The following is a 572-nucleotide window of genomic DNA, read 5'->3' on the forward strand; positions in this document are numbered from 1 at the left end:
CTCCCTTTGTGAGACCTCTTCATTTGGCCTGATTGACAGTTTTCCCTGTGCCTTATGTCATCCCATCCGTAATCTAAGAGCTAGCCTTTTATCAGAAGTCGCTAACATCGGATACAACGCCACGAAGAAGATTCACTACTACGGGGTGAAGTTCTCCGTTTTAGTCAGCGATAGGGGCTTTCCTTTGGATTATGTAGTAACGTCAGCCTCTGTTTACGATAGCCAAGTGGCTTTTCAATTACTGGAACACAGCTCTATTCCACTGATTTATGGAGACAAGGGCTATATTGACNGTATCACCTTAATTTCTCAACTCAGGAAAAATATAGCGGACTATTCTTGGTTTGAGAACTATAAAATTAGCCGATTGCGCAAACCGATTGAAACCGTCTTTTCGAGCTTAGAACAGTTTGGCATTGAGAATTTACGCTGTCGAAACCTTCGGGCATTACAGTTTAGAGTAGAAGCTATTTTACTCATCTATTCACTCATGCTAGAAAATAGTCAAAATGAATTTGGGCTGAGTTTGAAGTATTCTAAGGCTTATGCCTGATTAACTAGCACAACGAGTA

At 41.0% G+C, this 572-nt stretch carries 1 protein-coding gene; it reads left to right on the forward strand.

From position 1 onward, the window contains the following. Positions 1–553, forward strand: a 553-nt coding sequence (locus tag FH871_RS34540) for an IS982 family transposase (protein WP_138995329.1), incomplete at its 5' end; no start/stop codon positions are given. Positions 554–572 lie beyond the last annotated feature (19 nt).

It is taken from the genome of Larkinella sp. C7, assembly GCF_006149005.1.
Lineage (GTDB): Bacteria > Bacteroidota > Bacteroidia > Cytophagales > Spirosomataceae > Larkinella.